This is a genomic window from Asticcacaulis aquihabitans (assembly GCF_032490435.1).
Taxonomy (GTDB): Bacteria; Pseudomonadota; Alphaproteobacteria; order Caulobacterales; family Caulobacteraceae; genus Asticcacaulis.
In genome coordinates, this window is sequence record NZ_JAVGWM010000002.1 from 677,007 (window position 1) to 700,829 (window position 23,823).

The window sequence follows — 23,823 nt, forward strand, 5'->3', positions numbered from 1 at the left end:
GGTTGAAGGAAAACAAAGTGGTGCGAGGGAACCCCATGGGATATCTGACCATAGACCGCAAGATGTCGCTCATACCGCCAGAGGTGATCGCCGCGTCGAACGCCAAGCTGATGTCCGCGCATCTGGCCGATTACGATGCGTTGGCGGTGCGTCTGGCGCGAGAAAATATCGATATCGAACACATGGTCGATCGTCTAATGACGCTTCAGGTCGGTTTGCCGAGTTGGGGCATGGTGTCGGGCGGAACCCGGTACGCCCGTTTCCCCCTGCCCGGCGAGCCCAACAACATCTTCGAAAAAATCGAGGATTGCAGCGTTGTGCATCAACTAACCGGCCTGACGCCCCGGGTGTCAATTCACCTGCCCTGGGACAAGACGGATGACTATTCCGAGTTGCGGCAATATGCCGAAAACCTCGGCATCGGGTTTGACGCAATCAATTCCAATACGTTTCAGGACCAAACGGGGCAGGCGCGCTCTTACAAGTACGGTAGTCTCAGCCATTCCAACGCGGCCACGCGTGAACAGGCCATCCAACACAATATCGACTGTATCGAGGCCGGCAAGGTGCTGGGCTCCAAGGCCCTGACAGTGTGGATCGGGGACGGTTCCAATTTCCCCGGCCAGAACGAATTTACTGACACGCTGGAACGCTATCTGGAAAGCCTGAAGGGCGTATATGCGCACCTGCCGAATGACTGGCGGTTGCTGATCGAGCACAAAATCTATGAGCCAGCATTCTATTCAACCGTTGTGCAGGACTGGGGCACGTCGATCTTGTGTGCACAGCGGCTGGGTGAGAAGGCGCAGTGTCTGGTCGATCTGGGGCACCACGCGCCGAACGTCAATATCGAGATGATTGTCGCGCGCCTCGCCATGTTCGGCAAACTCGGCGGCTTCCACTTCAACGACTCGAAATATGGCGACGATGATCTCGATTCCGGGTCGATCAATCCGTTTCAGCTGTTTTTGGTGTTTAACGAACTGATTTCGGCGGAACGGCGTGCCAAGGGGCAATTCGATCCGGCCTATATGATGGACCAATCGCACAATGTTACCGACCCCATCGAAAGCCTGCTAAATTCGGCGCGGGCGATTGCCGGCGCCTATGTCAAGGCGCTGATCGTCGATCGTGACGCCCTGAAGGGCTATCAGGAGGACAACGACGTCATCATGGCGCACAACTGCCTGCGCCTGTCATTTGAAACCGATGTCCGTCCGGCCCTGGCCATGGCGCGCGTGCGGGCGGGGGGCGCTATCGACCCGATCGCCACCTACCGCGCCTCGGGCTATCGTAATCAGAAGATGAAGACGCGCCGATTGCGCAGCGATCTGGGCGGCGGCATTGTTTGACAGGCGGCGTCTGTTGCTGGGGGCGGCCGGCCTTCTGGCCGGGCCTGCCGTTGCCGCAGGGGATGTGGTGTACGCCAACCCGCTGAAACGCCCGTCGGATATTGCGGGGTTTCGGTTAGAGGGAGAGGCCATCACCGATTTCGATCTTGGGCACTTGCGATTACGCAATAGGCTGTCGTCTGACCATGGCCAGGCATCCAATTTTGTATTTTGGTGCCCGGAGGTCTTACCGGACCATATCGAAATAAGCTGGAACTTCACCGCCCTGGAAGAGCCGGGCCTGTGCATTCTGTTCTTTGCCGCACAAGGCCTGGTCGGGGCTGAGCGCGTCGACCTGTTCGATCGTCGCCTCAAGCCGCGCGCCGGCATCTATGATCAATATACCCAAAGCGACGTTTCGGCATTGCAGATCGCCTATTTCCGGCGCCGGTGGGAAAGCGAGCGCGCCTTCCATCTGTGCAACCTGCGCCGAGCGCCGGGATTCGAACTGCTGGCCCAGGGTGCCGACCCCTTGCCGGATGTTGCCGACGCGACGCCGCCCTATCGCATTCGCCTGCGCAAGTCCGGGGCTGACGTCGCATTTTTTATAAATGATCTACCAATTTTGAGCTGGCGTGGTGATCCGGCCGCTACCCCGACCAATGGCTATATCGGGTTTCGCCAGATGGCGCCCTTATCGGCCATGTACGGCGATCTGGAGGTTCGTCGCCTCGTCACCTGACGGCGATCGGTGCGTTGCGCAAAAATGATCTTATGTGATTGATTTTGCCAGAAAGACGTTTAAATCTTTATGTCAAAGCAGACATATGGGAAACGCCTGATGAAAAAACGCGACTTTCTGAAAAGCGCAGTGGCGCTGACTGCGCTAACTGCCATGCCTGTTGTGGCCGCCGAGGCCGCCGAGGCCGCTGAACCGGCCTTGCCGAAGGACTGGATCGACGCGGATACCGGTCATCGGATTATTCGTATCTCGATGGAACCGGATTCCAAATCGCTCTATTTTCACGACAACGCCTTTACGGCTGATGGCCGATGGATGGTCTATGACTCGCCATCCGGTATCATGAAGGTCGATCTGGACACCTGGGCCGTTGCGCCGCTGACTGGCGAGGGCTACCGCACGATGATGATGTCGCGCACCCGGCCGCGGCTTTACGCGCGCAAGTCGGGGCGAGGGGCTGACGGCAAGGCGACAGGTGGCGAGATCGTAGCCATAGACATGGTTAGCGGTGCGATTACGCCCATAGCCGCCGACGTCAAGGGCGGTATTACGTCTGTGAACGCCGACGACACCCTCATGGTTGGCACGTGGGCGGAGCGGTCTTATGACCTGCAACCCGGTCCAAAGGTTGCCGGTACGGATGGCGGTTACAATGCCGTGGGCCCGGATGGCAAGCCCTTGTCGTTTGCCGCGGCAAAAGAAGTGCGCATGGCCGACCGCTTGGCGCAAAACATCCCCATGGAAATCTTCACGCTAAACATTGCAACGGGTGAGCGCAAGGTTGTGACCGCCTCCACTGATTGGTTGAATCACGTCCAGTTTTCCCCGACCGATCCGCAACAGATCATGTATTGCCACGAAGGCCCTTGGCATAGCGTTGACCGGATATGGACCATCCGCACGGACGGAACACAAAAGCAGAATATCCACAAGCGTACCATGAACATGGAAATCGCGGGGCACGAGTTCTTCAGTTTCGATGGTCAGCGCATTCTCTATGACCTGCAAACGCCGCGCAGCGAGGATTTCTGGCTGGCCAGCTTCGACCTGAAGACCGAGAAGCGCATCTGGTATCATATGGACCGCAACGAATGGTCGGTACATTTCCAGGTATCACGCGATGGCAAGCTGTTTGCCGGCGATGGCGGCGATTCGGAAATGGTCGCCTTCGCCAAGGATGGGAAGTGGCTTTATCTCTTTCGGCCTGAAATTATAGAGGACCTTGGTGTTTCGGCACCCAATGCCGCTGATCTGGTGCGCCCGGGTGTGTTGCGGGCGCAAAAACTGGTCAACATGGCGCGACATGATTATCGCACGGAACCCAATCTGCAATTCACACCGGACGGGAAATGGTTGGTATTCCGCTCCAACATGCATGGGCCCATTCATGTCTACGCCGTCGAAATCGGTAGCGTCACATCGTGATTGTATGTGATTGAATATGATCTTAACGCGTCGCGCTGATCCAGCGCGCACCCGCAACAGGCGCTGAATTGTGTCATTTGTGTTACTTTTTCGTCGCAATATGATTGAAATGGCGCCATTCAGGCTTAAATTTGGCGATACTTGTCTTGACTTGTCAAATTCAATCAATGAGGATGCGTCCATTAAACGAAGCGACTTTTGGAGAGGTGCATAGGATGACCTCTGCGTTTCAATCGTTCCGCGTCTAGCGGGCACAGGGATAAGTCACCGGACGAGCGCCGCGACAATAAAAAAAGCGGGTGTGTTCGGCCGCATCAGGAGGAAACTATGAAGACCAATCATACCAGCCTATTCAGCCGTCATTTGTGTCGCGGCACCGCCATGACGATCGTCACGGTGTTTGCCGGCATGACGCTGACCCACGCGGCCTTCGCGCAGGACGCCGCTCCGGCGGCTGATACGTCCGGCGCCACGGAAGTGGTTGTTGTCGGCACGCGCGTGTCGCAGCGTTCCTCGATTGATCGCAAGAAGAAGGCCAAGACAGCGACAGATTCCATTGTTGCGGAAGATGTTGGTAAGTTCCCGGATCGCAATATTGGTGAAGCCATTTCACGTATCGCGGGGGTCGCCCTGTCACGCTCGGATTACGGCGAAGGCGAAACGGTTGCCTTGCGTGGTTCGACATCCGACCAGGTCAATGTCGAAATCGACGGCTTGGGCGTTCAAAATACCTCTACCACGGGTGGCCTTCAATTCGGTGGCAACGGCCGCTCCAAGGATTTCCGTGAGTTTCCGGCCGATCTGATTAAGAGCGTTGACGTGGTCAAGGGATCGACGGCGGCTCAGACTGAAGGCGGTATCGGGGGTGCCATCCTGGTTACGTCTCGCACCGCCCTTGATTTCAAAAAGCCGTTCTTTTCCGTTCGCTTTGACGAAACGATGAACTCGTTGGGTAAAAAATGGACTCCTGGCTATAACGTCATTGCGACGCGCAAATTCCTGAATGACCGATTGGGTATCTTAGCGAATATCTCGCAATCGACCGTCGAAAACGATAATAACGCCATTCAGCAGTCAAACGGTAATTTGGGCATGATGCGAAATGCCTATTCCGTGGGCGGTAGCGGCAGCGTCATTGGTACCGGCGCAATTGACCTCGATGGCTCGCCGAATAAGACATTTACGTTTAATCCTAGCACTCTATCTGGAGCTGGAATCAATACGGCGTTCGCCAATAGTTCAGAAACGCCAATGTCGTTGCTGACGAAATCCGCAGCGGCAAAGACTAAGGCTGACTGCTATGCTGCATTTCCGTTGTTGACAGGACAAAGTGCCGCTACCGCCCAGCGGACGAACGAGTTGATTACCTGCCTCAACCAGTGGGGGGACTATACACCGTCCTTGATCCGCTATTTCGTACGTGAAAACCGTGAAATTCGCCAGACCATCGATCTGCGTGCCGATTATCGTGTCAATGACGACCTTGATGTTTTTGTGCGCGGCACCTGGAATCGTCGCAAAAACCATGACATGCAATTGACCTACAATGTTGGCGGCTTCAACTTCAATCCGACGACATCGACAATTCCAGCAAACGGTAGCAATCCAGCCTATAGCGGTCCGGCCTATGCTGATGTCGGCGGTGTGCGTACCGCTATTCCGAACTCAGGCTACTATGTCTATGACGGTTTAAGCTACGGCAATGGACAGCCGAACACGCCTGCGGGTTCGAACCTAAATGGTAATACCGGAACAGCGAATGGTGTCCGCGGCGCCGTTGCGAATATTCTTCCTGGCTCCATGACGTTTGATGAAAACCATCACCTACTTTCAGCGACCATTACTGACGGGTCGATCAGCACGGACCAAATTCAGAACGTTAACGATATTCGCTCGACCTATTTGTCTACAGGCTTCGACTATCATCACGGACCAATTTCGGCCAAGTTCATTCTTGGTCGGGCGACGTCCGAATATTCGCGCTATGACTATCGCATCAATCCGGGTTTGACATACGCTTACGGACAGGCCGATATCTCGGTCAGTAGCGGCGGTCTGTGGAGCGTGGCTTACCCCTCCACCCTGCGCAATGATGACCCCTCTCTATACGTCATCACCCGTCCTGCCGCGGCCGCGCGCGGCGCCTGTACGCCTAGTGGTACCAACCCTTGCGTTCCGGGACAGACCGCCGCCTATACGATTGCACAACAGCCTTGGACAAGCTTCAATATTGGTTATCAATATGGCCCGCGTCTGAGTGAAACCGAAGAAAACACCGCGCGTTTTGATCTGACCTACAACTTTGATGGCAAGGTTCCATTTATCAAGAACTTGGCCACCGGTTTCAATATCCGTGAAGTTACGAATGCGGGTTGGGATGGATCTGGACGCACTGTTAAGGCGGAAAATACGCATAACGGAACGACACCATTTAGTTGTGCAGGGTTAACTGGCGCAGCGCTTGCTTTGGCGGGATGTAGTTCGCAGACTGGTACACCTAACCCTGGGTATGAGCCGCCGGTAATTGTCGCGCGCCAATCTCTGCGTCCGGTTGTCCGCGCTTGCGATGACACCAAATATGGCGCCACTGGAACAGCGGCTCCTACCGGCGCCTTGCCGTGCAACTACGGTTACCAAGCTATCACCGACAAGAACCAAGCCTTCGAGGGTACCTTCACTCTTCGCCCAGCCGATTTGCAGAATATCCTGGCCCAGTCCTTCCTGCCTGCCAAGAACCAGTTCTTTGCCGGTTATCCAGATCGTGGCAACCTGATCGATGGCTGGTCGCAAATCAATGTGGAAAAGTTTTATCAACTGATCGACGAAATCTCGAAGACGCCTGCCTACAGTGCCGGTGGAAGCCCAATTGCCCACCACAACTTCGATTGTATCAAGGTATGTACCGGCAGCGACGGCAAGGAATACGATATGCTATTCCGTAAGTCGGTCGAAAAAGTTACGGCTGCCTATTGGATGGTGGATTTCGAGCAAGAATTGCCCTGGAATATGCTGTTCAATGGTAACATCGGTACGCGTATGGTGAAAACAGATGTCGAGGGCTCTGGCTATATAACGCTTTCCGCTCGTCGTTGTAACAGCCTGGCAGATTGTACAGGCACGACCAATGTGAGTGCGACGACGTTGTTCAATGCGCAGAAGACCATCACTGTAAGCAATCACACAACAGATTGGATGCCAAGCTACAACTATAATCTGTGGGTCCTTCGTGACAAACTGGTTGCTCGTTATTACGCCGGTCGTGTGATTGCGCGTGCACCTATAAATAATATTCTGCCCGGGGGTACCTGCACTTTCGATCAGCGCTTCGACAGCGCCGGTGGCGCAGATCCGAGCTGTACAACCTTTGGCAACCCGGCGCTGAAGCCCTTTGTCTCCAATAATCATAATTGGAGCCTAGAGTGGTATCCGAACCGTGATACCCAGTTCTCGTTCGCTGTCTTCAAGAATGACGTGAAGTCCGGCAATATCACGACGGGACCGGTTAATGATCAGAAGCTTCTTGAAGGCACTGGTGCTGTTGATCCGGTTACGGGTGCCGACGTGACTGGCCTAAACTATGACTACACTCAGTATATTAACGGCAACGGCTTTATACGTCGCGGTAAGGAATATGCCTTCAAGACGGCCTTCACCTTCCTGCCTTGGTACTTCAAGTATCTGGGTGCTGACGGTAACTATGCGACGATCAATTCATCGACGACTGTCGGCGGCATCCGTGATCCGAATTCCGGTGATGTCCTACCGCCTATCGGTGAGCCCAGCTACTACGCTAACCTGTCGTTCTGGTATGATGACGGTCGTACCAACGCGCGTCTGGCTTGGCAGGGCCGTTCGGATAGCTTCACTTGTATCTCGGGCTGCGGTGTGAATATTGCCGCCAACTACCCGGGCGACGGGTATACTCAGGTTCGACTCCCATATAATCCGGGCTTCCCGGTCTACGCAGCGGAATCGCAATACCTCGACTTCAAGGTTAGTCACAAGTTGAATGAAACTGCCGAGGTGTTTCTGCAGGCCACCAATATTCGCAAGGAAAAGGCCAAGCTGACAACGCAGGGTAGTTACAATACATTTAGCGACGGCACTGAGTCCATTCTGGAAGTCGGTTATGCCGGCTATCGCGTGACCACGGGCTTTACGCTGCGCTACTAGTAAACGCGTTCCTCCCTGAAACTTAATGCGCCAGCTCTTTTACGGAGCTGGCGTTTTTTCTGTTTGGTGATCGAGATTGACTTATTTTGCGCAATCGTGTTCATTTCGTTATCGTGCGCGCCGGCCGGGGAAGCGCTTACTTACCATCGCGAGGAAATCTATGTCCGACTTGTCCCGGCGCCAACTGCTGGTTCACACGGCCGCCATTGGCGTTCTGGCCAGCGCCTCGCCCGTTACGGCCAAGCCAGCGAAGGTGTCCGTGCCCGATACCTTGGCGCAATGGCTGGATGGCGAGGCGCCGGTCTATTTCGAAGGTGGCGCCTTTGGTGTGCCGTGGCCGCGCGGCGCGGTCAAGGCGAACGCAGCCTTCAGTCTGACAGCGTCAAGCGGGGAACTTGCCATCCAGTCCTGGCCGGCGGCCTATTGGCCTGACGGTTCGTTGAAATGGTCCGGCCACGCGGTTGCGGCCTCGGCAGCACCGGCGAAGGCTTATAAATTGACGCTTGGTGCGGGCGTTGCGCCGCAGGCGCCGGTCGGTATCACGCAGAGCGCGCAGGCTGTTATCATCACGTCAGGGCATCTGACCTGGACGATTCCAACTTCCGGTTCCCAATTGATCGCGTCCGCCACGCGGGCGGGCAAACCCGTCATGGGCGCCGTCGGCCTGACCTGTTTGTGTCAGGACGGTGCGTCGCTGGATGAGGCCGAAACGATGACGCAGTCCCGTTATCAAGGCACAGTTACGCAGCTCACCGTCGAACAGAGCGGTCCGGTGCGCGCGGTTATCAAGCTGGAAGGCAAACATGTCGGGAATGGTCGCGAATGGCTGCCCTTTACCGTGCGCCTCTATGCCTATGCCGGGGCGGAAAGTCTGCGCATTGTCCACAGCTTCATCTTCGACGGCGATAACCGCAAGGATTTCATCCGCGGACTGGGGCTGACGGCAGTCGTGCCGATGTCTGATGCACCGCATAACCGCCATGTGCGGTTTTCTGGCCAGGATAATGGGATTTGGGGGGAGGCAGTGCGCCCCCTGACCGGTTTGCGCCGCGATCCCGGCAAGGCCTTCCGGGAGGCGCAGATCGCTGGCCACGCCGTACCCGATGTATCCGGCATGCAGCAAGGCGTCGGACAGGGGCTCGATACCATCCCGACCTGGAGCGACTTTACCCTGTCTCAGTCCAATGCCGACGGTTTCAGCCTTCGCAAACGGACCCAAACCGGTCAGGCCTGGATAGACGCGGCGGGGGATCGCCGGGCATCGGGTCTGGTCTATGCCGGTGGGGCGGGCGGCGGCGTGGCCCTGGGTCTCAAGGACTTCTGGCAAAGGTCGCCAACCCGGCTTGATGTCCGCGACGCGGCGACCGACGTGGCCAGTGTCACGGCCTGGCTATGGTCGCCCGATGCGCCGGCCATGGATCTGCGGTCTTACCGCCCCGTCTGGGGCATGGATACTTACGATAAGCAAAACGCCGGTCTCAACATCACTTATGAAGATTATGAGCCGGGCTATGATACCCCTTATGGCATTGCCCGCACGAGCGAACTGACACTTTGGGCCATGGCGTCCACGCCGGATCGGTCGCGCTTGGCGGTTATGGCTGGCAATGTGGCTGAGGCGCCGCGCCTGACGATCTCACCCGAACGTCTGCACTCGGCCGATGTGTTCGGTGAATGGACTGTGCCAGAGTCATCGACCCCGGTTAAGGCCGCCATCGAAAACCGCTTTACCTACCAGTTGGATTACTATCTCAGCCAGATCGAACAGCATCGCTGGTACGGATTCTGGAACTATGGCGACGTCATGCATACCTATGATGCCGATCGCCATGTCTGGCGCTACGATATCGGCGGGTTCGCCTGGGACAACTCCGAGCTCTCCACCGATATGATGATGTGGTACGGCTATTTGAGAACCGGCCGCCCGGATGTCTTCCGCATGGCCGAAGCCATGACCCGGCATACCGGTGAGGTCGATGTCTATCATCTGGGGCCATACAAGGGGTTCGGGACCCGTCATGGCGTGCAGCATTTCAGCGACTCGTCAAAGCAGCCCCGTGTCAGCAATGCCGCCTACCGCCGCTTCTACTACTATCTGACCACCGATGAACGCGTCGGTGATTTGATGCGAGATCTGATCCATTCCGAAGAGTCCCTGCAGACCGTCTTTATCGAGCGCAAGGTGGGCGCCAAGGGGGGCAGCGGCTTGGGCATTCGTCAGCGTATTCCCGGCACAGTAGACTGCGCCTTCGGGACCAGTTGGGGCGGGTTCCTGCCGGCATGGCTGACCGAATGGGAGCGAACGGGAGATACGCAATGGCGTGACCGCATTCTCAACGGCATGAACTCGATCGCCAAAATGAAATATGGCTGGTTCGCCGGCGGCGCGCCCTTTGACCTGAAGACTGGCAAGTTTCTTGGTGCGGGAGATAAGGTCAGTGTCTCACACTTGAACGGCGTGTTTGGTGTGTTTGAAATCCACATGGAGCTGTTCAAGCTTCTGGACGTCCCGGCCTATAAAAAAGTCTGGCTTGATTACTGCAAATATTACAATGCTCCAGATGCCGAAATCGCCGCCTTTTTGGGCAGCGTGCCGAAGGGGCGGTCATTACGCGAAGCCTACTCGCGTTTTACCGCCTATGCGGCGCGTGAATTGAAAGATCCAGCCCTGGCCAAACGTGCCTGGGAGGAATTTTTGCAAGGGGAGGGGCGGCCGACGCGGCTTCGTCCAGAAACCCAGAGGGTCGTGGGTCCGAACGTCCTGCACCCCGTCGATGAAGACCCGCAAATATCGACCAATGGCGCGGCGCAGTGGGCTATGGCGGCGATTGGAAACCTGGCCCTGGTGGGTGATACCGCTGAAACCTATGGCCCGGCGTTCGTAAAGTGAAAGGCACTGTACGACCGGCCTGCGGCTTTTCAAAAATGGGAACCGCAAAGGGTTGGTCGCGAAGACAGAAGGCCTCTGAGAGACGAGAAAAAGTAAAAGGCTTATAAAATCAGGATTTTGTCATGAAAAGTTCACGTCGTTTGTGTGTCGTCGCGCTTGGTATTGTAATAGGGCTTTTAGCGTCCCCTCTGATGGCGCAAACATTGAAGCCGGTTCGTATCATCCTAGTCGGGGATTCAACCATGACCGACAAAAGCGGATACGGGTTAGGATTCTGCGCGCAATTTCGTCCGGAAGTCACCTGTGTCAACGCGGCGCGGGGCGGACGCAGTTCCAAGAGTTATCGTGTCGAAGGCCTGTGGGACAAGGTGATGAGCCAGGTTGCTGACCGCCAGGAGTTCCAGGCTACCTACGTCTTGATCCAGTTCGGTCATAACGACGGGTCGTCCAAACCGGAACGCCACACCAACCTTGAGACGGAGTTTCCCGTCAACATGCGCAACTACGCCCGTGACGTCGTCAAGGCTGGGGGCATTCCGGTCTTGGTCACGCCTTTGACACAGCGCCATTTCAGGAACGGCCATGTAAATCCGGATCTTTTGCCATGGGCGACGGCGACCCGATTGGTCGCGCGCAGCGAAGGCGTGGCCCTGATGGATCTAAATGCCGAAAGCTATTCCGCCGTCCAGGCGATGGGACTGCCCGAATCCAATACCCTGGCGGGCCAGCCCATTCCGCAGAATATTCTGGATACCCAGGACACAGGTACCTCCGTGCCGGCGATCTTTACCGACGCGTCCCAGGCCGACAGCTCGGTAAAGCAGGCCTTCGACTATACGCACACTGGCCCCAAAGGCTCTGCCTTTTTCGGGCGCATGGCGGCGGAGTTACTAGTAAAGGCGCAGCCCGCCCTCCGCGTGTATTTTCAAGGGCCTTAAGGTGACCGGTTGCCTCTAGCGCGACTGAAGAGCAGAGCGCCAGGTCACAGGACATAGCGTGCAACAGGCAAATTGCCTCTGTTGAGGCTGATAATATCTTTCGTGTTGCCTAGTCTCCAGTCGGTACGTCAAACCATATTGCCGCCGGTCATAAGGAATAGCCGACACGAAGGGGGACAGTTCGTGCCGGCTACAATTGCGTGTTGCCGTTTCAGGCGACGTCACGCAAACGAATGGGGCGAGTAAGGGGGGCTTCGATAGCAGTCTGTAAGGCCTGTTCTAAAATGGCGTTCGTGAGGGAGGCCAGAGCCTCACCTCCGCGTGCGGCGGCGTCGTACATATGTGCGTAGCGCGCGGTCGTCCCTTCGGCTATTTTGGTCAGGCGTACCATTTGGTCCGCTGGCAAAGCGATGATATCGCAGAGTGTTCTGCAGGCCATGGCGTCACCGCCGGCCTCAGCAACCTGCTCCAGGGCGAGCGCCCAGCTATTGATCCATGCCTGCCCCGCTTCGGTCGTTACGCGAGACAGCGTCGTGCCTGCCTGCAACGCCATCTCCAGCCAGGCTTGCGTCAGGCTTAGACAGTTTTCTGCGACACCAGACAGTGTGTCTCGTGTCTGGATGAGGGTTGCGCTCATTTCATCGAGATCGTTGACGGGGTCCGCGACCGGAGCCACGGCGGAGAGGGATGTCAGGGCAGACATATCATGTGTCCTTTCTCATATAAGCTTGGCGACGTCGGAATAGGCACCTTGGACTGTCTGGAACAGACTGTAATTGATGGTCGTCAAATCATGCGGGCACGGCTGCCTGGAAATAGTTTCTATATACCTCTGTCGCCATCTGGCGTTCTTCGTTCGCCGCAATCACAAGGGTTTCAAACGGCGCCAGGAATGCCAAACGGTCCAATATCTTGTCGCGGACGGGGGCTGCGTTTTCACCTATCCCGCCAGTGAAGACCAAGGCATCCATGCCGCCCAGGCTCACCGCCATGGCCGCGATCTGTTGAGCGGCTTTCAAGGCAAAGTAATCAACAGCGAACGCCGCCCGCGGGGCGTCGCTGGCCAGCAAGGTTTTCATGTCATTGCTGATCCCCGACAAGCCCTTGAGGCCGGACTCATTATAGAGCGCGTCGGCGACGTCTTCGATGGGCATTCTCAGATTTTGCTGCATGTACAAGATGGCCCCAGGGTCGATAGCGCCACATCGCGTGCCCATGGGTAGGCCGTCGAGCACGGTCATGCCCATGGTTGTGTCTATGCTTCTTCCGTTCATCATGGCGCATAGGCTCGCACCGTTGCCCAGGTGGGCGGCGACAACCTTGCCTTTTGATAGATGCGGATGGTCGCATTTCAGGCGATGGGCAATCCAGCCATAGGACAGACCATGAAAGCCATGGCGTCTTAACCCCCGGGCGCGAAGTCGCGCGGATAAGGCGAATTCGTGGTGTAGCCTGTCATGATGTGCATGGAAGGCGGTATCGAAGCAGGCGAATTGCCGCAGATGCGGATTTTGGGTCCACATCGCCTTAACGGCCGCCAGATTGTGCGGCTGATGCTGTGGCGCCAAGCTATTGAGTGCGCTCAGGTCGTCGACAGTCTGGCTGTCCAATTCGGTTGCGCTGTCGAAATCCGATCCGCCGTGAACGACCCGGTGGACGCAGGCCTTTATTTCCCAGGGCTTACTGTAATAGCTGAGCCAATTGAGGATGTAGGTTACGGCCAGGTTCATATCGGCATAGACAGACAAGTCTTGGGTCTCATCCGCAGAACGTTCTTCACCGGTCTGTGGCGTATACCAGTGCGCCCGGAAGGTGGGGCGATTGCCGATATCGGTTATTTTCCCGCCGACAACGCATGGCAGGTCCGGCGCCATGGCGAACAGCCGAAATTTCAGGCTGGAGGAACCGGCATTCAGAACAAGCAGGGCGTCGTTCATTTTATCAGTCCTTTCTGGCGGGCGTCGGAGAGATACTGTGCCAGGGCGCACGACAGCAGTCGTGTATGGACGCTGTCGGCCCGGCTGGTGAGAATGATGGGCACTCGTGCGCCCAGCCCAATGCCGGCGGCTTGGGCGTGCCCCAGATAGATCAGTTCCTTAGCCAGGGCGTTTCCGGTTTCAATATTTGGAACCACGATGATATCCGCATCACCCGCGACATCCGATACGAGCCCCTTATCCGCGGCGGCGTCACGGCTTATGATATTGTCGAAGGCGAGGGGGCCGTCGATGATGGCGCCCGATATCTGGCCGCGCTCGGCCATCTTGCACAAGGCGGCCGCGTCGAGAGTCGACGGCATCGCGCTCATGACGGTTTCGACTGCGGACAACACAGCGAGCTTTGGTTTTCGGGCATCGCCGAACAAGCTGCGCCACAGGTTGATAGCGTTGCGGCATATATCGGCCTTGTCGTCGAGCGATGGCGCGATATTGACGGCGGCATCGGTGACAATAAGCGGCTTATGATACATCGGAACGTCGAGAACATAAGCGTGAGAGACCCGGCTTTCCGTTCTCAGACCGGCGGTCTTCGCCAAGACGGCACTCAACAGTTCATCGGTGTGCAGGGCACCTTTCATCAACGCATCCGCCTCTCCGCTGGCAGCGATGATAACGCTCTGTTCGGCGGCGGCGTGGCTATGGGGTGTATCTACCAGACGCCAAGCGGCTATATCGATGCCGCTCGCCGTGGCTGCGGTCTGGATGCGGGCTCGCGGACCGACGAGGATCGGTGTGATCAAGCCAGCGGCCTCTGCTTCAGCCGCAGCCTGCAATACGTGTCCATCGGTCGGATGCACGATGCAGACACGAATGCGAGGCAGTCGCCTGGCCTGCTCCAGAATATGCGCATAGTGGTCGCTGCGTCCAGGCATGGATGGTTGCCGGTCTCAGTTCACGGGGGCGGTTTCATCGACCCGCAGATGGCTTTCGACGTAGGTGACGCCGGGTGCGCTCCAGGCGGCACGTTCGGCCAACTGGCGTTCGTAGAGGGTGTGAACCGTGCCATCCAGCGTCACCTTGCCGCCGAACGCCGTCAGCCGAATATCGGACGGATCGAGGCTGGCGTCGCGATGGAAGGCGGCCACGATGCGTTCGTGAACGTCGGCCGGTTGGGCAGCGATGCGCATGTTGATACGGTTGGTTATGCCTTCCACGCCGGCTAGCCGATGAACCGCGTCCTCGGCGTTGCGGCGTTGAAAGTAGGAATCGACGTCCCCATCCAGCGTGACCCAGCCGTTCTCGACCCGGACTTTCACCTTGTCCTTGGGGATGGTGGTGTCCCAGGAAATGATGGCCAAGGCCTGCCGGGCGATATCTTCATCACTGACTTTTGTGGGCTGCCTGGCAACGATGGCGATGTCTTCGGCAATGGCCCGCACACCGCGCACCCGGCTCACCGCATTTTCGGCTGCGCGCTTTTCAGCGTAGCTGGTGACATGACCCGACAGACTGACAATGCCATCGTCCACAGATACGCCTATGTGTTGCGCATCAACCGCTGGATCGAATTCCAGTTCGTCGAGAATATGCTTGCGTAATGTCGCGTCTTTCATGGCCTGCTCCTTGAGCTTGCTTCGGATGCTCTTCGGTAGCGGTTAGTGGACTAAATCGGTTTGACCGCGATCAAATGTGGGACGGACAGAAGGTCGCACCCATGGCGGGTAAAACCAGATGTCGTTGATGCGGATTATGAAAAATGCCGCTTTGCTCGCGAAATATCGGATTTGCCCGCCGAAACGCCAGCAACGGACGCCGTAGAGACGGTCGCGGCCAACACCGTCCTTCATTCCCCCGCGTCAAATCGTCGCTAATCCTTATAATTCAATGACTAACGGCAACAGTCTCTCCGTCGATTTGATTTGGATCAAATACAGACGTGCCCGGTTGTGGTCTGGCAATGACAAGGGCTGGTTGCGATTCTTTTCACCAGTCATTGGCTCGGCCTGGTCTGCGCATTCACTTGCACAGTCAGACTGCGGTCATTTAGTAACCGATTAGCGTGGGCAGGGCAGTGGGCGAGGCGTTTTGGCAGCATATATGCGGTGACATAACCGCATCCCAGAGGCCGATTCTCCTCTCTTTGTTTCTTGCCGGCCTAGGCGGGAGCGTCACACATTGTCTGACCATGTGTTCGGGATTTGTCCTGTCGCAGGTTAGCAGCGTGGCGACCAAGGGAAAGCTGGCGCGGTTGCTGCTGCCGTATCACGCCGGACGTGTCACCACCTATGCTGGCCTGGGTTTGGCGGCCGGCGCCAGCTTTCATCTCATTTCGACCTGGAACGGGTTTGCCCTGTTGCGTCATTTGATGCTCGGGCTTGTCGCCATCCTGTTCCTGGCCCTGTTTGCCGGGCGGTTGTTACGGCGACTGGGTATAGTCCTGCCGTTCCGTCTGCCAGGTGCGTGCGATCTCGGCGCTTTGAAACGGCTGGCAACGACGACGGACACTGGGCGGCGCTACCTTCTGGGGGTGTCGCTGGGCTTCTTGCCTTGTCCTTTGATTTTCACAGCCTTGCTGGCTGCGGCGACCACGGCCAGTCCGCTGGCAGGTGGCGTGGGAATGCTGCTGTTTGGCCTGGGCACCACACCGGCACTTATGAGCCTGAGCTTCGCCTCGGGCAATCTACTGAAAACGAGCCCCAGGCTTCAGGATGGCCTGACCCTGGCGGCACTTGGCGTAAATGGCGTGATCCTGCTGGCCCTGGCGGTCGGTTGAGCACGTGACAAAAGGAGGAAGAGAGCTGTGCAAACCCTGAACCCCGACCTGCCGATACCGGCGGCACCCGCGCCGCCGCCGCGTCCGGCGCCACGCTATGAGGAGCTGGTGATCAAATATTTCACCATCGCGTCCATGTTCTGGGCGATCGCCGGCTTTGCGGTCGGGCTTTTGCTTGCGATTCAGCTGGCCTTCCCCGTGTTCAACATTGAACCCTATTTGAACTTCGGTCGCCTGCGGCCGCTGCATACCTCTGCCGTCATTTTTGCGTTTGGCGGTAATATTCTTTTCGCAACATCTTACCATGTGGTCCAGCGGACCTGTCACACGTGTCTGTTTTCCACGAAGATGGCGTGGTTCCATTTCTGGGGCTACCAGGCCTTCATCCTCCTGGCGGGGTTGGGATACCTGTTCGGCGTCACCCAGGGCAAGGAGTATGCGGAGCCGGAATGGTATGCCGACCTGTGGTTGACCGTTGTCTGGGTGGTGTACCTGATCAACTTCCTGATGACGCTGACCCTGCGCAAGGAAAAGCACATCTATGTCGCCAACTGGTTTTTCCTCGCCTTCATCGTCACCATTGCCATCCTGCACCTCGTCAACGGTTTGGCCATTCCCATTTCGCCCGTATCGGTCAAAAGCTATTCCCTGTTCGCCGGCGTTCAGTCCGCGCTGATACAGTGGTGGTACGGGCATAACGCGGTCGGGTTTTTCCTCACTGCCGGCTTTTTGGGCATGATGTACTACTACATCCCCAAGCAGGCGGAGCGTCCGGTCTATTCCTATCGCCTGTCCATCATTCACTTCTGGTCTCTGATTTTCATCTATATCTGGGCCGGGCCGCACCACCTTCTGTACACATCCTTGCCGGACTGGGCGCAAACCCTGGGTATGACCTTCTCGATCATGCTGTGGATGCCGTCGTGGGGTGGCATGATCAACGGCATGATGACCCTGTCGGGCGCCTGGCACAAATTGCGGGACGATCCGATCCTTCAGTTCATGATCATTGCCCTGTCCTTCTACGGCATGTCGACCTTCGAAGGACCGCTGATGTCGATCAAGACGGTCAACTCCCTGTCACACTACACCAACTGGACCATCGGTCACGTCCACGCCGGTGCGCTGGGCTGGGTCGCCTATATCTCTTTCGGAGCCATATATTACCTGGTTCCCCATCTGTGGAAAAAAGCGGGCATGTATTCGACCAAGGCGATCAGCCTGCACCTGTGGATCTCTACGGTCGGCATCGTCGTCTATATCACGTCGATGTGGGTCGCAGGGATCATGCAGGGCCTGATGTGGCGTGCCTACGACAAGATGGGCTTCCTGACCTACTCGTTCGTCGAGGTCGTTCAGGCCATGCACCCCTATTACATCATCCGCGCGGTCGGCGGCGCTTTGTTCCTAGTCGGCGCGTTGATCATGGTCTGGAATATCTGGAAAACGATCCAGTCGCCGGACGCCCTGCCTGCCAACAGCCAAACACCCGCACCATCACCCGCTTTGGCGGCGGCGGAATAAGGAACGCGTCATGTTGGAAAGTCACAAGAAACTCGAGCGCAACTCCATATTGTTGCTGATCTTCGCGGTCATCGCCGTCTCCATAGGCGGCATTGTTGAAATCGTCCCATTGTTCAGGATGCAGACGACAATCGAACCGGTTAAGGGGGTGCGTCCGCTCACACCCCTAGAGCTTGCGGGGCAGGACATCTACATCCGCGAAGGCTGCAACGTCTGCCATTCCCAGCAGATCCGCCCCCTACGCGATGAAGTCCAGCGTTACGGCCACTATTCTCTGGCTGCGGAAAGCATGTACGACCATCCGTTTGTCTGGGGCTCGGAACGGACGGGGCCCGACTTGGCCCGCGTTGGCGGCAAGTACTCCAATACCTGGCATGTCGAGCACCTGACCAATCCCCGTAGCGTCGTGCCGGAATCGATCATGCCCAATTACGACTTCCTGGCGAAGACCTACCTTCAGACCTGGGATCTGGGCGATCGCATGAAGGTCCTTCGCTTCGAGGGCGTGCCCTATACAAAGGACGATATCGCCAACGCCCAGCAGGATGCCGCCTTGCAGACCCTGCCGGACGAGGATGCGTCGGGATTACAGGCACGGTATGGCGCCAAGGTCATACCTCAGGCCTTTGGCGGCACGCCGGGAAGCCCGACCGAAATGGACGCCTTGATCGCCTACCTCCAACAACTGGGCACCCAAGTCGATTTTACGACCTATGACCCCGATTTTGAACTGCATGCCGCCGCGGCAGCCGAGCCCAAAACGGTGAAGAAATGAACCACACACATATAGGCATGGCCGTTTTACTCGCGTTTTCGACGGCCTTCTTCGCCATCTGCATCTGGGCGTACTGGCCCGCCAACCGCCAGCGCCTGCAATCCTACGGCCTTATTCCCCTCCAGGAGGACACAGACAATGTCGAAGAAAACTAAGGGGAATAACAGCGATCCGAACGTTGAGGTCGATCCGATCAGCGGGACGGAAACCACCGGCCACGACTGGGACGGCCTGAAGGAACTGGACACGCCGGCGCCCCGATGGTGGCTGACCGTATGGATGATCACCATCGTCTTCGCTATCGGATACTGGGTGGTCTATCCGGCCTGGCCTTCCATCAGCGGGCATACCAAAGGCCTGTTCGGCTGGACGCAATACACCGAGCTCAAGGCGGAGCAGAAGGAAATCACCGACCGTCAAGGGGCGTATCTGGCGCGCTTCCACGGCGAAAGCTTCGATCAGGTTCGTGCCGATCCCGCCGTATATGAATTTGCCCGCGCCGGCGGCGCCGTGGTCTTCAAGGAGAACTGCGCGGCCTGCCATGGCAATGGCGGTGAAGGGCGCAAAGGCTATCCCAATCTGAATGATGACGATTGGCTGTTCGGTGGCAAGGTGGACACAATCTATCACACGATTCAGGTTGGGTCGCGGTCCACCGACCCCGACACTCACGCGACCCAGATGCCGAAGTTTGGGGCCATTCTGAAGCCCGACGAGATCCAGGATGTGGCGACCTATGTGCTGCAATTGTCCCATGGCACACCGGCAAACCCCAGCGCCTCTTGGGTACGCGGTCAGGCGGTGTTTGCGGCAAACTGCGTATCCTGTCACGGGGAAGGCGGTGTCGGCAATCGTGACATGGGTGCGCCGCGCCTGAATGATGCGATCTGGCTCTATGGCGGGCGTCGCGCCGACGTCGTCGAGACGATCACCAATGCCCGCGCTGGCGTCATGCCGACCTGGAAGCATCGCCTCAGCGACGACAACCAGCGCATGGTTGCCCTCTATGTGCATTCCCTGGGGGGTGGCGAATAATCGTGGTTCAATTATTCGCCAAGGCGGAGAAGATATATCCTCAGCGCACCCATGGCCTATTCCGCACATTGAAGTGGGCGGCCATGGTGGTCCTGCTGGGTATTTACTATGCCGCGCCCTGGTTGCGTTACGATCGTGGCCCGCACGTGCCGGATCAGGCCATCCTGATCGACCTGGTCGGACAGCGCGGCTATTTCTTCGGCATCGAAATCTGGCCCCAGGAGGTCTACCTGCTGGTTGGCCTGCTTATTCTGGCGGCCATCGGGCTTTTTTTTGCCACCTCCCTGCTCGGGCGCGTCTGGTGCGGCTATGCTTGTCCGCAAACGGTATGGACCGATCTGTTCGTCCTGGTGGAACATCTGATCCAGGGCGATCGTAATGCGCGCCGGAAGTTGGATGCGGCGCCTTGGACTTTGGGAAAGATCTGGAAGAAGTTACTTACCCACGCCATCTGGTTGCTGATCGGGCTGGCCACCGGTGGGGCGTGGGTCTTTTATTTCAATGACGCTCCGACCTTGCTTGACGGTATCCTGCATCTCGACCTGCCCGGCTTGACCCTCGTCTGGATCATCGCGCTGACTTTGTCGACCTACTTCATGGCGGGATATGCGCGTGAGAATATCTGCAAGTTCGCTTGCCCCTATGCCCGGTTCCAGTCGGCCATGTTCGACCGGGATACGCTTATCATATCCTACGCCGCCGAACGGGGTGAGCCCCGGGGCAAGCATAAGATCGGCACCAGCTGGGAAGGCAGGGGCCATTGCATCGACTGCACGGCTTGCGTCGTCGTCTGCCCAATGGGCATCGATATACGAAATGGTCTGCAATACGAGTGCATTTCGTGCGGACTATGCGTCGATGCCTGCAACAACGTCATGGAGAAATTGAAACTGCCGCGTGGGCTTATTCATTATGACACGGAAAACAATCAACAGCGGCGCACCGACGAGATCGCGCACCAGGGGGTCCCCACCCGCGGGCGAATGAAATGGATCCGCCCCCGCACCGTTTTCTATGCCGCCATCCTCTGTTTGGTGGGCGCATTGATGCTGGGCGCCATTATACTGCGGACCGAGACGGAACTGAACATCATCCATAACCGATCACCGCTATATGTTCGCCTGTCCGACGGCACAATTCGCAACAATTACCAGATCAAGGTGCTCAACAAGACCCATTCCGACCGCGATTACACCGTCAAAATCGACGGCTTAACCACGCGCCGCGTCGAGCTGGTAGGGGCCGGAGACGTAGCCGTGCCGTCTCTCCGGGTACCGGCCAACAGCGTTGGCGAATTCCGCGTGCAAGTCGTGACCGAGCCGGATTCGTCGGCCCGCGTCCCTGTCCATTTCACACTTACCGATCGCACCACGGGAAAGGCAGCCAGCCATGACAGCTACTTCATCCGACCTTAAGGCTTCTCAAGCTCTGGATGGTCCGGACATGGAAGCGCTCAACCGCCGGCGCGGTCGCTTCGTACCGTGGATCATTGCGGCCTTTTATATGACCTTCATGTCTGCCCTTATCGGCTTTGTCTTTATCGCCTATGCCCATCCGCCCTCGGAGACGACCGAGGACGCCTATGCCAAGGGGCTGGCCTATAACGATACCCTCGCCAAGGCCGGGGCGCAGGCGCAACTCCGCTGGCGGTCCGATATCGACTATACAGCCGGGCGGCTTCACTTCAATCTGACGGACCATGCCGGTCAGCCGATAGCTGCGGCTCGGGTCAAGGCGTGGTTCGTTCATCCAGGCAATGCCGTTGAAGACCGCAGTTTTGATCTGCGTGACGACGGCGAAGGCAGATATGCAGCGGATGCCCCTTTGCCGGCTAAGGGCGTGTGGACGGTTCATGTCACGGCGGAAAAGACCGGACGGCAGTATCAATCGGTGACGACGGTGGAAGTGGAATAGTCATGGCCATCCTGCTCATCCTCGTCCCTTTGGCGTTCCTGCTTGGACTGGCCTGTCTGGCGGCCTTCCTGTGGGCGCTGAATACCGGACAGTTCGACGATTTGGACGATCCAGCGATCCGAATCTTCCAGCCGGAGGATGACGAATGAGCCGGGCTGTTGATTTCCGTTGTTTTGCCCGCGAGGAAGCTGACCGGGTGTCTCTCTACATGCAGGTAGAGGGCATGCATTGTGCCAGTTGCGCGTGGAAGATAGAGCAAAGCCTACAGGCCCATCCCGGCGTGGAAGCGCGGGTGAATTTTTCGACGCAAAGGCTGCGTATAAGTTGGCCAAAGACGTTGGATGCCGGGGCGGCCAATGACAATGCCAATCAGTTCGCCGACGAGGTTGAAGCTCTGGGCTTCCACGTCGCACCGTTCGACGCCGAAAGCCGGTTGCAGGCCTCTAAGGCGGAAGAGCGCGACCTGCTCAGTTGCCTGGCGGTAGCCGGGTTCGCGACCTGCGCCATCATGCTGTTCGTCGATCCCTTGTGGTTCCTGCCGGCCCGTGCCGTCACGGGGGCGACGCGCGACCTCATGTATTGGATGATGAGCCTGATCGCTCTGCCGGCGACAATCTGGTCGGGACGGCCCTTTTTCCGTTCGGCCTGGCAGGCCCTGACGCACGGTCGCACCAATATGGACGTGCCGATTTCTTTGGCCGTTATCATGGCCAACGCCTTGTCTGTCTATGAAACCGTGACGCATGGTCGCTACGTCTACTTCGACGCATCGATCATGCTGTTGTTCTTCCTGCTGATCGGCCGCTACCTCGACCTCAAGGCGAGGGGCAAGGCGCGCGAAGCGGCCGAAGGGCTGCTGGCCATGCTTGAAGGGACCGCGACGGTTGTCGACGGCGAACGCACAGTATCGGTCCGGATACGTGACCTTGCGCCGGGTCAGCACCTTCTGGTCGCCGCCGGTGAAAAGATTGCTGCCGACGGCCTGATCCTTACGGGCGAGTCCGATATCGACACGCAACTGGTGACCGGAGAGACCCTTCCGCGAACTGCGGGCCCCGGTGAAAGGCTCTATGCGGGCATGATCAACCGGTCGGCGCCCCTATTGATCGAAGTCAGTGCCGCGGCGGATGATAGCCTGCTGTCGGAAATCGTCGGCCTCATGGAAAAGGCCGAACGCTCGCAAGGGCCCTATGTCCGGTTGGCCGATCGCTTGGCGGGGCTATATGCGCCGGTGGTCCATGGCCTCGCCCTGGCGACCTTTGTCGGGTGGATGATCTACGGTGCCCTGCACGGCGCCATGATCTGGGAAGACGCTTTGTTAAAGGCCGTAGCCGTCTTGATCATCACATGCCCTTGTGCCATCGGCCTGGCGGTGCCCGTGGTCCATGTTCTGGCCTCTTCGCGCCTGTTTAAGCGGGGCATATTGCTGAAATCAGCCAAGGGACTGGAGGCGATGGCGCGCATTGACAGGGTCGTTTTCGACAAGACGGGAACCCTGACCGAAGGCACGCCACGCTGGATGAACCCGGACGTTCTTACTGGTGAAAACCGGCGGATAGCGATTGCCATGGCCCGGCAAAGTCAACATCCGCTGTCCCAAGCCATCGCCCGGGGAGGGGCGATCGGCGAGGTTCCCGGGATGGTCGTGACCGATCATCCCGGGAAGGGACTTAAAGCCGTCGTGGGCAAGGACCTGGTCTGGATGGGCAAGGCGTCTTGGCTGGGCGTTCCGGCCAGCGGCGATGCCCAGATGGAGCTGTGGTTTCAGCGGGCGCAGGGGCCAGCGATCCGTCTTCTGTTCGCCGACGCGGTGCGCGCGGACGCGCGTCAGGTGATCGTCGGTTTACGCGCGCGCGGATTGACGCTCAGCATGTTGTCGGGTGACCGGGATCAGGTGGCTCAAAAAGTGGCTATGGACCTGGGCATTTCCGACGTCCGCTCGGGCCTGTCGCCGGTAGACAAGGTGGCCGCCGTCGAAGCGATGATGGCTGAGGGGCACCGTGTGTTGATGGTGGGAGACGGCTTAAACGATGCGGCGGCCCTGTCTGCCGCCTCGGTCTCCATGTCGCCGGCCAGCGGCGTGGACGTCACCCAGACGGCCGCCGATTTCGTCTATCGCGATCAAGGGCTTTCGCCCATCCTGACCACCTACGACACTGCCCGTGCCGCCCAGCGCCTGGTCCGGCAGAATGTCTGGATATCCTTGGCATATAACCTCATTGCGGTTCCCGTGGCAGTGCTTGGCCTGGCGACCCCACTCATCGCCGCCGTGGCCATGTCGACCTCGTCTTTGGTGGTCGTCCTCAACGCCTTGCGTCTGGGGCGTGTGTCGCGCCTATGACCCGATTGCACCCCAATTTCGC

The 23,823-nt window shown here is 57.9% G+C and carries 19 protein-coding genes; 15 read left to right on the plus strand and 4 right to left on the minus strand.

Going from position 1 to position 23,823, the window contains the following annotated elements; translation table 11 throughout:
- Positions 1–35: 35 nt before the first annotated feature.
- The 6 genes from rhaI to RCJ00_RS09670 all read left to right on the plus strand — a co-directional run bounded on the left by rhaI (position 36) and on the right by RCJ00_RS09670 (position 11,499).
- The gene (rhaI, locus tag RCJ00_RS09645) at positions 36–1,352 is read left to right on the plus strand and encodes an L-rhamnose catabolism isomerase (protein ID WP_316221635.1); all 1,317 of its coding nucleotides are present in this window, start codon (positions 36–38) and stop codon (positions 1,350–1,352) included.
- Positions 1,345–2,073 carry a DUF1961 family protein gene (locus tag RCJ00_RS09650; RefSeq protein WP_316221636.1) on the plus strand — a complete coding sequence of 243 codons (729 nt, stop codon included), beginning with the start codon at positions 1,345–1,347 and terminating at the stop codon, positions 2,071–2,073. The genes rhaI and RCJ00_RS09650 overlap by 8 nt, the downstream gene beginning before the upstream one ends.
- A 99-nt stretch (positions 2,074–2,172) precedes the next feature.
- Positions 2,173–3,498: an oligogalacturonate lyase family protein gene (locus RCJ00_RS09655; protein ID WP_316221637.1), complete on the plus strand. Its 1,326-nt coding sequence runs from the start codon at positions 2,173–2,175 to the stop codon at positions 3,496–3,498.
- Between the two features lie 381 nt (positions 3,499–3,879).
- Positions 3,880–7,671 carry a TonB-dependent receptor plug domain-containing protein gene (locus RCJ00_RS09660; protein ID WP_316221638.1) on the plus strand — a complete coding sequence of 1,264 codons (3,792 nt, stop codon included), beginning with the start codon at positions 3,880–3,882 and terminating at the stop codon, positions 7,669–7,671.
- A 160-nt stretch (positions 7,672–7,831) separates the two neighbouring features.
- Positions 7,832–10,561: an exo-rhamnogalacturonan lyase family protein gene (locus RCJ00_RS09665; protein ID WP_316221639.1), complete on the plus strand. Its 2,730-nt coding sequence runs from the start codon at positions 7,832–7,834 to the stop codon at positions 10,559–10,561.
- Positions 10,562–10,803: 242 nt separating this feature from the next.
- Positions 10,804–11,499 carry an SGNH/GDSL hydrolase family protein gene (locus tag RCJ00_RS09670; RefSeq protein ID WP_316221640.1) on the plus strand — a complete coding sequence of 232 codons (696 nt, stop codon included), beginning with the start codon at positions 10,804–10,806 and terminating at the stop codon, positions 11,497–11,499.
- A 211-nt stretch (positions 11,500–11,710) separates the two neighbouring features.
- Here RCJ00_RS09670 and RCJ00_RS09675 read toward each other — a convergent pair whose 3' ends face one another.
- The 4 genes from RCJ00_RS09675 to RCJ00_RS09690 all read right to left on the minus strand — a co-directional run bounded on the left by RCJ00_RS09675 (position 11,711) and on the right by RCJ00_RS09690 (position 15,052).
- Positions 11,711–12,202 (minus strand): hypothetical protein, encoded by a 492-nt coding sequence (locus RCJ00_RS09675; protein ID WP_316221641.1) that lies wholly within the window; start codon positions 12,200–12,202, stop codon positions 11,711–11,713.
- An 88-nt stretch (positions 12,203–12,290) separates the two neighbouring features.
- On the minus strand, positions 12,291–13,436 hold the full coding sequence (locus RCJ00_RS09680) for an acetate/propionate family kinase (RefSeq protein WP_316221642.1): 1,146 nt from the start codon (positions 13,434–13,436) through the stop codon (positions 12,291–12,293).
- Complete coding sequence (locus tag RCJ00_RS09685; RefSeq protein ID WP_316221643.1) at positions 13,433–14,371, minus strand: bifunctional enoyl-CoA hydratase/phosphate acetyltransferase; 939 nt, start codon at positions 14,369–14,371, stop codon at positions 13,433–13,435. The genes RCJ00_RS09680 and RCJ00_RS09685 overlap by 4 nt, the downstream gene beginning before the upstream one ends.
- 15 nt (positions 14,372–14,386) lie before the next feature.
- Positions 14,387–15,052: a BON domain-containing protein gene (locus tag RCJ00_RS09690; protein ID WP_316221644.1), complete on the minus strand. Its 666-nt coding sequence runs from the start codon at positions 15,050–15,052 to the stop codon at positions 14,387–14,389.
- 458 nt (positions 15,053–15,510) lie between these two features.
- Here RCJ00_RS09690 and RCJ00_RS09695 point away from each other — a divergent pair, with 458 nt between their 5' ends.
- The 9 genes from RCJ00_RS09695 to RCJ00_RS09735 are packed head-to-tail and all read left to right on the plus strand — an operon-like array spanning position 15,511 to position 23,801.
- Positions 15,511–16,212: a sulfite exporter TauE/SafE family protein gene (locus RCJ00_RS09695; protein ID WP_316221645.1), complete on the plus strand. Its 702-nt coding sequence runs from the start codon at positions 15,511–15,513 to the stop codon at positions 16,210–16,212.
- 36 nt (positions 16,213–16,248) lie between these two features.
- Positions 16,249–17,736, plus strand: coding sequence for a cytochrome-c oxidase, cbb3-type subunit I (ccoN, locus tag RCJ00_RS09700; protein WP_411267535.1), 1,488 nt, complete (start codon positions 16,249–16,251; stop codon positions 17,734–17,736).
- 10 nt (positions 17,737–17,746) lie between these two features.
- Positions 17,747–18,511, plus strand: coding sequence for a cytochrome-c oxidase, cbb3-type subunit II (ccoO, locus tag RCJ00_RS09705; protein WP_316221647.1), 765 nt, complete (start codon positions 17,747–17,749; stop codon positions 18,509–18,511).
- Positions 18,508–18,666 carry a cbb3-type cytochrome c oxidase subunit 3 gene (locus RCJ00_RS09710; protein WP_316221648.1) on the plus strand — a complete coding sequence of 53 codons (159 nt, stop codon included), beginning with the start codon at positions 18,508–18,510 and terminating at the stop codon, positions 18,664–18,666. The genes ccoO and RCJ00_RS09710 overlap by 4 nt, the downstream gene beginning before the upstream one ends.
- Complete coding sequence (ccoP, locus tag RCJ00_RS09715; protein WP_316221649.1) at positions 18,650–19,546, plus strand: cytochrome-c oxidase, cbb3-type subunit III; 897 nt, start codon at positions 18,650–18,652, stop codon at positions 19,544–19,546. Before RCJ00_RS09710 ends, ccoP begins: the two co-directional genes overlap by 17 nt.
- Before the next feature lie 2 nt (positions 19,547–19,548).
- Positions 19,549–20,961, plus strand: coding sequence for a cytochrome c oxidase accessory protein CcoG (gene ccoG, locus RCJ00_RS09720; protein ID WP_316221650.1), 1,413 nt, complete (start codon positions 19,549–19,551; stop codon positions 20,959–20,961).
- On the plus strand, positions 20,936–21,460 hold the full coding sequence (locus tag RCJ00_RS09725) for a FixH family protein (protein ID WP_316221651.1): 525 nt from the start codon (positions 20,936–20,938) through the stop codon (positions 21,458–21,460). The genes ccoG and RCJ00_RS09725 overlap by 26 nt, the downstream gene beginning before the upstream one ends.
- A 2-nt stretch (positions 21,461–21,462) precedes the next feature.
- On the plus strand, positions 21,463–21,609 hold the full coding sequence (gene ccoS / locus RCJ00_RS09730) for a cbb3-type cytochrome oxidase assembly protein CcoS (protein WP_316221652.1): 147 nt from the start codon (positions 21,463–21,465) through the stop codon (positions 21,607–21,609).
- Positions 21,606–23,801: a heavy metal translocating P-type ATPase gene (locus RCJ00_RS09735; RefSeq protein WP_316221653.1), complete on the plus strand. Its 2,196-nt coding sequence runs from the start codon at positions 21,606–21,608 to the stop codon at positions 23,799–23,801. Before ccoS ends, RCJ00_RS09735 begins: the two co-directional genes overlap by 4 nt.
- Positions 23,802–23,823 lie beyond the last annotated feature (22 nt).